This window comes from Nocardia arthritidis NBRC 100137, from assembly GCF_001612765.1.
GTDB classification, from domain to species: Bacteria; Actinomycetota; Actinomycetes; order Mycobacteriales; family Mycobacteriaceae; genus Nocardia; species Nocardia arthritidis.
The window spans coordinates 1-605 of sequence record NZ_BDBB01000099.1 but is presented as its reverse complement, the minus strand read 5'-3'; the positions used below and the strand labels follow the sequence as shown (position 1 = coordinate 605).

At 63.3% G+C, this 605-nt stretch carries 1 pseudogene; it reads left to right on the top strand.

Going from position 1 to position 605, the window contains the following annotated elements:
- Nucleotides 1–605, top strand: a pseudogene (locus tag NA8_RS32220) (DNA-directed RNA polymerase subunit beta); the annotation flags it as partial.

Below are 605 nucleotides of genomic sequence, written 5' to 3'. Positions count from 1 at the left end.
AAGGCCCGAACATCGGCCTGATCGGTTATCTGTCGGTGTACGCGCGGGTGAATCCGTTCGGCTTCATCGAAACCCCGTACCGGAAAGTGGTCGACGGCCGGGTGACCGACGAGGTCGACTACCTGACCGCCGACCAGGAAGACCTGCACGTCGTGGCGCAGGCGAACGAGCCACTCGATGCCGAGGGGCGCTTCGTCGAGCCGCGAATCGCGGTGCGTCGCAGGAATTCCGAGGTCGAGCTCGTCGATTCCGCGCAAGTCGACTACATGGACGTGTCGCCGCGTCAGATGGTGTCGGTCGCGACGGCGATGATCCCGTTCCTCGAGCACGACGACGCCAACCGTGCCCTGATGGGCGCGAACATGCAGAAGCAAGCGGTTCCGCTGATTCGCTCCGAGGCCCCGCTGGTCGGCACCGGCATGGAGTCGCGTGCCGCGATCGATGCCGGTGACGTGGTGGTGAACGAGAAGCCGGGTGTGGTCGAGGAGGTCTCGGCTGATTATGTGACGGTGATGGCTGATGATGGGACGCGTAAGTCTTATCGGATGCGGAAGTTCAACCGGTCGAATCAGGGCACGTGCTCGAATCAGCGTCCGATTGTGGAC